The sequence below is a fragment of the Phreatobacter sp. genome, assembly GCF_030691135.1.
Taxonomy (GTDB): Bacteria; Pseudomonadota; Alphaproteobacteria; order Rhizobiales; family Phreatobacteraceae; genus Phreatobacter.
In genome coordinates this window covers 1-7,738 of the sequence record NZ_JAUYFA010000025.1, presented here as the reverse complement: position 1 = coordinate 7,738, position 7,738 = coordinate 1, and the positions used below count along the sequence as shown (strand labels likewise).

At 66.2% G+C, this 7,738-nt stretch carries 5 protein-coding genes; 1 reads left to right on the top strand and 4 read right to left on the bottom strand.

Going from position 1 to position 7,738, the window contains the following annotated elements; genetic code table 11:
• Positions 1 to 448 precede the first annotated feature (448 nt).
• Entirely contained in the window at positions 449 to 952 is a 504-nt protein-coding gene (locus Q8O26_RS03760; protein WP_305573622.1) for a peptide deformylase, read from the top strand.
• A 33-nt stretch (positions 953 to 985) separates the two neighbouring features.
• Here the strand turns inward: Q8O26_RS03760 and Q8O26_RS03755 are convergent, their stop codons facing one another.
• The 4 genes from Q8O26_RS03755 to yghU all read right to left on the bottom strand — a co-directional run bounded on the left by Q8O26_RS03755 (position 986) and on the right by yghU (position 7,335).
• Positions 986 to 3,433, bottom strand: coding sequence for a TRAP transporter fused permease subunit (locus Q8O26_RS03755; RefSeq protein ID WP_305573620.1), 2,448 nt, complete (start codon positions 3,431 to 3,433; stop codon positions 986 to 988).
• A 130-nt stretch (positions 3,434 to 3,563) separates the two neighbouring features.
• Positions 3,564 to 4,532, bottom strand: a complete 969-nt coding sequence (locus Q8O26_RS03750; protein WP_305573618.1) for a TAXI family TRAP transporter solute-binding subunit — start codon at positions 4,530 to 4,532, stop codon at positions 3,564 to 3,566.
• Positions 4,533 to 4,683: 151 nt separating this feature from the next.
• Positions 4,684 to 6,042: a globin-coupled sensor protein gene (locus Q8O26_RS03745; protein WP_305573616.1), complete on the bottom strand. Its 1,359-nt coding sequence runs from the start codon at positions 6,040 to 6,042 to the stop codon at positions 4,684 to 4,686.
• A 417-nt stretch (positions 6,043 to 6,459) separates the two neighbouring features.
• Positions 6,460 to 7,335 carry a glutathione-dependent disulfide-bond oxidoreductase gene (yghU, locus tag Q8O26_RS03740; protein WP_305573614.1) on the bottom strand — a complete coding sequence of 292 codons (876 nt, stop codon included), beginning with the start codon at positions 7,333 to 7,335 and terminating at the stop codon, positions 6,460 to 6,462.
• Between the last annotated feature and the right edge of the window lie 403 nt (positions 7,336 to 7,738).

Sequence of the window (7,738 nt, the reverse complement as noted above, 5' to 3'; positions counted from 1 at the left end):
GACTCGCCGACGATCGCCACCGTCTCCCGCGGCCCGACGTCGAAGGAGACGCCGCGCACCACCGCGTTCCACTCGCCCTCACGCAGGAACGATGTCACCAGGTTCGAAACCGACAGGACAGGGCCGGTATTGGGGAGGGGAGCCACGGAATCGGCGGCAGACTGGGGCAGTGCGCTCACGTCGAATGTCACTCGCTTGTGTGTGTCACGGGGCGGCGCCGAGGCACCTGCCGGGTCGGCATCCTCATGCAACATCCATTCCATTGCAACCCGCCGCGGGCATGGCCCCGATGCTGTGGATGAACCGCAGCCCAGCCTCCGGGAGGGTTGCGGCCGCCCAATGCCGCGGCACGGCGCGCCGCACCTGTGGGCACCGCCAGGGAAGTCCGCCTATTCCCGACACCGCCCGTCCTCGGCTAGAGCACCGCTGTCCGACCGGAGTGTCCCGCGTGCCTGCAAGACCGCTCGTCATGTATCCCGATCCGCGCCTCAAGCTGCGCGCCTCGCCCGTCGAGCATTTCGACAAGGCGCTGGAAGCCCTGGCGCAGGACCTCATGGATACGGTGGTCGCGGCCCCGGCCATCGGGCTCAGCGCCTGCCATATCGGCGTGCAGCAGCGGCTGGTGGCCATCCGCCTCGCCGACGATGCGCTGATGCGCCTCTACGTCAATCCGCAGATTCTCTGGATGTCGCCGGAGACCCGACGCGAGCAGGAGGGTTCGGTCTCCATGCCTGGCATCGCCGAGGAGGTGGAGCGCCCGGCCCGCATCGGCCTCACCTGGAACACCCTGTCGGGGAGCGAGGAGCGCGCCGAGGCGGACGGCTTTCTCGCCGTCGTGCTGCAGCACGAGATCGATCAGCTCGACGGCATCTTCTGGCTCGACCGCCTGTCGCGGCTGAAGCGCGAACGGGCGATCAGGCGCTACCAGAAGCTCCGCGGAGCGGGAGGCTAGCACGATCCAGTCCGCCGGCTGCGGCGGAAGGCGCTAGCCTGCCGGCAGCGCGCCGCCGGTCCGGCCGACCCGCCGCCAATGCGCTCCGAGCCCGATGGCGAGGATGGCGAGGCCGGCGGCCTGGCTGTAACCGTGCGGAACCAGCAGGAGGCATCCGGCCGCGAGGCAGACGACCCGTTCAACCGTCGTGGCACGGCCGAGGCCATAACCGGCGAAGGCGATGCAGAACCCCACCAGCGCGATGCAGGCCGCCAGCGTCACCCAGAGGACCGATGCCCAGGCCCCAAGGGTGCTCGGCATGGCATAGACGACGGCACCGGCGGCATTGGTCCCGGTGGGCACCAGCATGAGCAACTGCGCCCCTTCCGGGCTCAGGCAGAACATGAAGGGGACGATGAAGGCGGGGAGGGTGTATTTCCAGGCCTGCATCGTCGTTCGGAAGGGCTCGCCGCCCGTGATCGCGGAGGCCGCGAAGGGGGCGAGCGCGGTGGGCGGCGAGACGTCCGCCAGCACCGCATAGTAGAACATGAACATATGGGCGGCGGCCGGGGGGATGCCGACCTTGACCAGGGCGGGCACCAGCATGACGGCCGCGATGATGTAGCTGGCCGTGACCGGCACGGAGAGCCCGAGCACCCACATGGCGAGCGCCGCCATCAGCAGGATGAGGAAGACGTTGGAACCGCCGGCCGCTATGATGATGCCGGATATGGTCAGGCCGAGACCGGTCAGGTTCACGACCGAAACGATGATGCCGGCGCAGGCGCAGACGGCGACGATGCCGAGCGTCGACCTGGTGCCGTCGAGGAGGGCGTCGATCATCCCGGTTCCGCCGGCGGGTATCGGACGCCCGGCCCGGCTGGCCAGCAGGCTTTCCAGTCCTGATGCCGCCACCGCCACGGCAATACCCCAGAAGCTCGCCACCGAAACGCGGTCGTTGAAAAGTTCTTGCAGGCCGAGGCTCCGCGCCATGCCGCTGATGCCGAACAGATAGGCCGCGACCATGGCCGCACAGCCGATGATGAAGGCCCGCACGGTGACGAGGCGGCTGGCGGGATTGGCCATGGACAGCACGAAGGCCACGACGATCGACCAGTAGACCGCCATGAAGCTGGTGAAGCCGAGGACAAGAAAGACGGCGATCGCTCCCAGGGAGATGAAATGATAGCCGCCCCGTTTGGTCAGTTCCCAGACCGAAGCCTCCGAGGTGCGCACCGGGACGACGCCCAGCCGGCGGGAATCGGCTTCTGTCATCAGCCAGCACGAGACGTAATAGAGGATGGTCGGGATCGTCGCGTAGATGAGGATCTGCAGATAGTCGACGTCGAGGAACTCGGCGATGATGAAGGCGGCGGCCCCGAGGGTCGGTGGCGACAGCGTCGCGCCGATGCCGGCAGCCGACAACATGCCGCCGGCCACTTCCGGCGTATAGCCCGAGCGCTTCAGCATCGGCCAGGCGAGCGTCGACACCGTCACCGTCGTGGCGACACCGGAGCCGGAAACAGTGCCCAGCAGGAAGCCGGAGGCGACGACGGCGCGGCCGGGCGCCGCCGGCGAAGGGTTCTTGCCGAAAAGGGCGAAGGCCCATTCGATGAAGAAGCGCCCGGCACCGCCGCGGTCGAGGACCGCGCCATAGATCGTGAACAGGATGATGAAGGTCGCCGCGACGTCGAGCGGCGTGGTGAAGATGCCTTCCAGGGTCAGGAAATTCTGGCCGATGATGCGGTTGAGCGTGAAACCGCGATGCTCGAACACATCGGGAATGAGCCAGCCCGAGCCGGCATAGCAATAGATGAGGAAGACCGCCGCGATGGCCGGCAGGATCCAGCCGACGGTGCGCCGTGTGGCCTCCAGCACCAGGAGCATCAGCGCCAGACCCAGCACCAGCTCGTCGGCGGAGGGCCGCATGGCGCGGGTCTTGTACTCGTCGATATTGGTGGCGAGGTAATAGGCCGCATAGAGCCCCAGCGCGGCGAAGAACCAGTCTGCCGGCTGCAGGCGGGCGAGCAGGCGGTTGGAGACCAGCAGCGGATAGGACAGGAAGCACAGGATGAGGACGAGGCCGAGGCCGTAGCCGAAGCTCGACCGGCCGAAGACGGCGAAGGCGGAATTGGGATGGTGCAGGATAAAGGCCAGGACTGCGGCGGCGAGCAGCGCGACCGCGATTTCCTCGAGGGTCGCGCGTCGCGTCGCCACGGCCCCGTCCGGCCGGGCCTTGACGAGGGGATAGAGGATGAAGATCAGGGCGAGGCAGATGGCGAGGAAAGTCGACCGGTATATCGTCGTCGTGATCGAGAACTGCGTCCAGTAGAGCGCCATGGCGCCGACCAGGAACGAAACCGCTCCGGTGAGCCAGCCGAGCCAGCCGGTTACCCGACGCGCCGGTCCACCCTCGGAATCGGAGGACAGTCGCTCGATCTCCTCGGCCGACAGGGTGCGCTCACCCGTGGTCGTCGCCGGTGTCAGCCCACCCGCGGTCATGGCTTCATTCCCCTGCTGGCGGCCGAATGCGATCAGGCCGCATCCCGGCAGCAGAGCTGCCATGGCAACGAAAAGCCGGAACGGTGGAACCCGCTCCGGCGTTCTGTTCGATGGACCTCAGTCGACACCGTCACATGGACACGCCGCGGGCCTTGTAGAAGGCTTCGGCGGCCGGGTGGAACGGCGCAGCGGTCTTGGCGGCCGCGCTCTGGAGGGTCAGCTTGCGGGCCTCCGGGTGGATGGCATGCATGTCGGCGAGATTGTTGAAAATGCCTTCGAGGATGAGGGTTACCAGATCGTTCGGAGTCTTTGCGTCCACCAGCATGACATTGGCGACGCCGATACTGGAGACCGCCTGAGTTTGTCCGACATAGGAATTCGCCGGCATGATCGCTTCCCGGTAGAGGCCCGGGTACTTCTTGTCCATCTCGACCAATTCCTTCGAGGTGTCGAGAAGCCTGAACGGTGTCCGGCCCGACTGGGCGAGGTCGCGGATCGCCGCCGTCGGCACGCCGCCGCTCCAGAAGAAGCCGGCGACCTTGCCGTCGGCAAGCGCATTGACGCTTTCCGCGACGCCGAGATTGTCGCGGATGATGTCCGTCTTCGGGTTCAGGCCAGCGGCCTCCAGCGTCCGGTCGGCCCAGCCCTCGGTGGAGGAGCCGGCCGAGCCGACGCCGATACGCTTGCCCTTCATCTCCGCGACCGAATTGATCGAGGGCTGCGCTACCGCGTGCATCACGTTGTCGTAGAGAACGGCGATGACGCGGACCTCGCGCTTGCCGGCACGGGCATAGGCGCCGACGCCGTTGAGGGCGTCGATCACCGAATCCAGCGTCGAGAAGCCGATATCGGCATCGCCTGATGTCACCAGGTTGATGTTGTCGACCGACCCGCCGGTGACCTGCGAGGTCACTTGGGTGTTCGGCAGCTTTTCCGTCAGGATGCGGGCCAGGCCGCCGCCATAGACGAAATAGACGCCACCGGTTCCACCGGTCGCGACCGTCAGGCGACGGCGAGCCTGTCCGAGAGCAGGAGCAGCCAGCCCGACGAGGGTGGCACTGGCGGCGAGCGCCATGCGGCGCGTGAGAAGCGTGGTCATCGGCGTTTCCTCGTGATCGTTGGGATGGCCGGTTGTGCCCCAGCCTTGATGGATCATCGGCGAGGAAAAGAGCATGCCGCGCCGGGGATGTGAAGCCCAGGCGCGGGGCAGGTCGCGAAGGCGGCGGGCCGCCCGCGGTCGAGGTGACGTGTCAGGCCGCCTTGATCGTGGCGAAAAAGCCCGTTACCTCGTGGCGGATCTTGTCCGTCTGTTCTGACAGCGCGTTGGCCGCGGTGAGCACGAAGGTGGAGGTCGTCCCGGTTTCGCTCGCGGCCTGGCTCACCCCGGCGATGTTGCTCGACACCTCCTGGGTGCCGCGCGCGGCCTCCTGGATGTTGCGGGCGATCTCCTCGATGGCGGACTGCTGTTCGCCGACGGAGGCGGAGATGGCGCCGGCGATCGTGCTGATCGTCTCGATGGTCGTGCCGATCTGGGTGATCGAACTGACCGACTGGTTGGTCGCCGTCTGGATCGCGGCGATCTGCACGCCGATCTCGTCGGTGGCCTTGGCCGTCTGGCTGGCGAGGCTCTTGACCTCGGAGGCGACGACCGCGAAGCCCTTGCCGGCCTCGCCGGCCCGCGCCGCCTCGATCGTCGCATTGAGCGCCAGCAGGTTGGTCTGGCCGGCGATGTTGGCGATCAGGCTGACGACGTCACCGATTTTCTGCGCCGCTTCGGCGAGGCCGTCCATGACCACCTTCGACTGTCGCGCCTGGTTCACCGCCTGGTTGGCAATCTCGGTCGAGTGGCCGACCTGCCGGCCGATCTCCGCAACGGCGCTGGAGAGTTCCTCCGAGGCCGCCGCGACCGTCTGCACGTTCGACGCCGACTGCTCCGATGCCGCGGCGACGGCAGTCGACTGCCGCGTCGTCTCCTCGGCATTGGCGGCGAGCCCGTTGGCAGTGCTGCTCAACTGCCCGGCGGAATGCTCCATCGTCTTGAGTGTCGTCGTCATCTCGCCGTTGAAGGCGTCGATGGCCTGGCTCATCCGGGTCTGGCGCGCCTGCCGCTCGGCCAGCATCGCCTCCTGGTAGACGGAGATGGCGATGTCCATGTCGATCATGACCGCCGCGTTCACCGCCGTCAGAACCTTGGAGAGCTTGGCCGGCTTCCACTTGTAAGTCTTCACTGCCAGGTCGGCGAGTTGGCTGAGAACATAGTTGTAGCCGCCGATATACCAGCGCGGTTCCAGGCCGATCTTGTTGTGGATATGGCCGATTGTGCGGACGCCCTTCATGTAGGAGGCGTCGAAGGTGCCGGAGAACAGCTTGCCCCAATGGCCGCCCTGGGCGCGCTTCAGCCGCGGGATATCGTTGCCCATCATTGCGGCGAGGTTCGACTCGCTGGTCACGTGCTTATAGAACCCTTCGAGGATCTGCGGCAGGTTTGGCTCGACGACAATCCAAAATTCGCGCAGAAGGGCGCTCTTGTCCTCAGTGATCTGCATGAAACGCATGCGGACGATACGGTCAGCCGCCTCGTCGGAGGCGTTGTGAGCCAGATGGTTCATGGTGGTGTTCCTGGAAAGACAACGACGTTTCTGTTTTTTGGTTGTCCGTCACTGGGGGGCGCGGCGGGCTGCACTGCCGGCATTCTGCAAACGTGGGTCACGCCGCGAACACTTGAACTGAAATTAACCGCCTTTTACTAAAATTGTCTAAATCCACAACCGCATGTTGGGGTAATCGTATCGGGGTACAGGCGATTGGCGGATCGGGTCGACCGCCTTCCGTCTTGCATGGCCGATGGCCGCCGGCCCGCCCGGTCCGGGACAGCCGAGGATGCTCGTCGGTGCGAGGGAGCCGTTCGCGGGTGGAATCATGGTCCGCTGCGGGCCGGGGCCGACGCAGAACGAGACCGGGGCAGGGGCAGGGGCCGCCCTCGACCTTCCGGTGCGATGCAGCGGCCCGGCTGCGGGGCGATCAGGTCAGGTCGCCGGAGCGATCTTGTCCTGCGTTCTCGTGTCGAAGTCGCCGGCTTCGTGCCGCTCGTGCAACTGGCTGGAGGGATCCCCGGTCACCCGGTTGACCATCCGCCCGCGCTGCACCGGCTGCCGTGCGAAGAGCGCCTCCGACCAGCGGTTGACGTTCCTGTAGCTCTCCACGTCGAGAAACTCGCCGGCATTGTAGAGCAGACCCTTGGCGAGCTGCCCGTACCAGGGCCAGACCGCCATGTCGGCGATCGTGTAATCCGGACCGGCGAGAAACGCGTTGTCGGCCAGGCGACGGTCGAGAACGTCCATCTGCCGCTTCACCTCCATCGCATAGCGGTCGATGGCATATTCGATCTTGGTCGGGGCATAGGCGTAGAAGTGGCCGAAGCCGCCGCCGAGAAAGGGCGCCGAACCCATCTGCCAGAACAGCCAGGACAGGGTCTCGGCGCGGGCCGCCGGGTCTTGCGGGAGGAAGGCGCCGAACTTCTCGGCGAGGTGGACCAGGATGGCGCCGGATTCGAAGATGCGGATCGGCGTCGGACCGCTGCGGTCGAGAAGGGCAGGAATCTTGGAATTGGGATTGATCTCCACGAAGCCCGACGAGAACTGGTCGCCCTCCGAGATGCGGATGAGCCAGGCGTCATACTCGGCGCCGGCATGGCCGAGGGCGAGGAGCTCTTCCAGCATGATCGTCACCTTCACGCCGTTCGGCGTGCCGAGCGAATAGAGCTGCAGCGGATGGCGGCCGACCGGCAGTTCCTTCTCATGGGTCGGCCCGGCGATGGGACGGTTGATGCTGGCGAAGCGTCCGCCGCTGGCCTTGTTCCAGGTCCAGACCTTCGGGGGCACATAGTCGGACGAAGCGGTCATGTCGGTTGTCCCATGAAGAGGGGTGGGGAGGCCCGGGCCTGCCGGGCGGGCAGATCCTATATGAGAAGCCCGCCGGCCCTCCATCTTTTGAATCGGGTTCAGAAAGGGTGGCCCTGTGGCCGGCTTTAAGGTTCCGCCGGCCGCCCCGGCCGTCACGGCTCCGTCGCAAAGACCAGCAATGATCAGGGTTTGCGGTCGGGTTCCAAAAAAACCGAAAACGGCTGTTGACACATCCGAGCGGGCTGGCCTATAAGCCGCCTCCTCGACGCGGCGCCGCGCTTTGAACGGCCCGGCTTCGCGTCTCTGAAGCTTCTCAGTCACCTTCTGGTGCATGACGCTTCCGGCCTTAGGGTTGGGGGTTGCGTTTCAGTCGCCCTTTTATGGGTGGGAGCCCTTGTGGTTC

Coding starts and splice junctions, on each gene's coding strand:
- Q8O26_RS03755 (WP_305573620.1), bottom strand. CDS start 3,433: ATGACCGCGGGTGGGCTGACACCGGCGACGACCACGGGTGAGCGCACC.
- Q8O26_RS03750 (WP_305573618.1), bottom strand. CDS start 4,532: ATGACCACGCTTCTCACGCGCCGCATGGCGCTCGCCGCCAGTGCCACC.
- yghU (WP_305573614.1), bottom strand. CDS start 7,335: ATGACCGCTTCGTCCGACTATGTGCCCCCGAAGGTCTGGACCTGGAAC.
- Q8O26_RS03745 (WP_305573616.1), bottom strand. CDS start 6,042: ATGAACCATCTGGCTCACAACGCCTCCGACGAGGCGGCTGACCGTATC.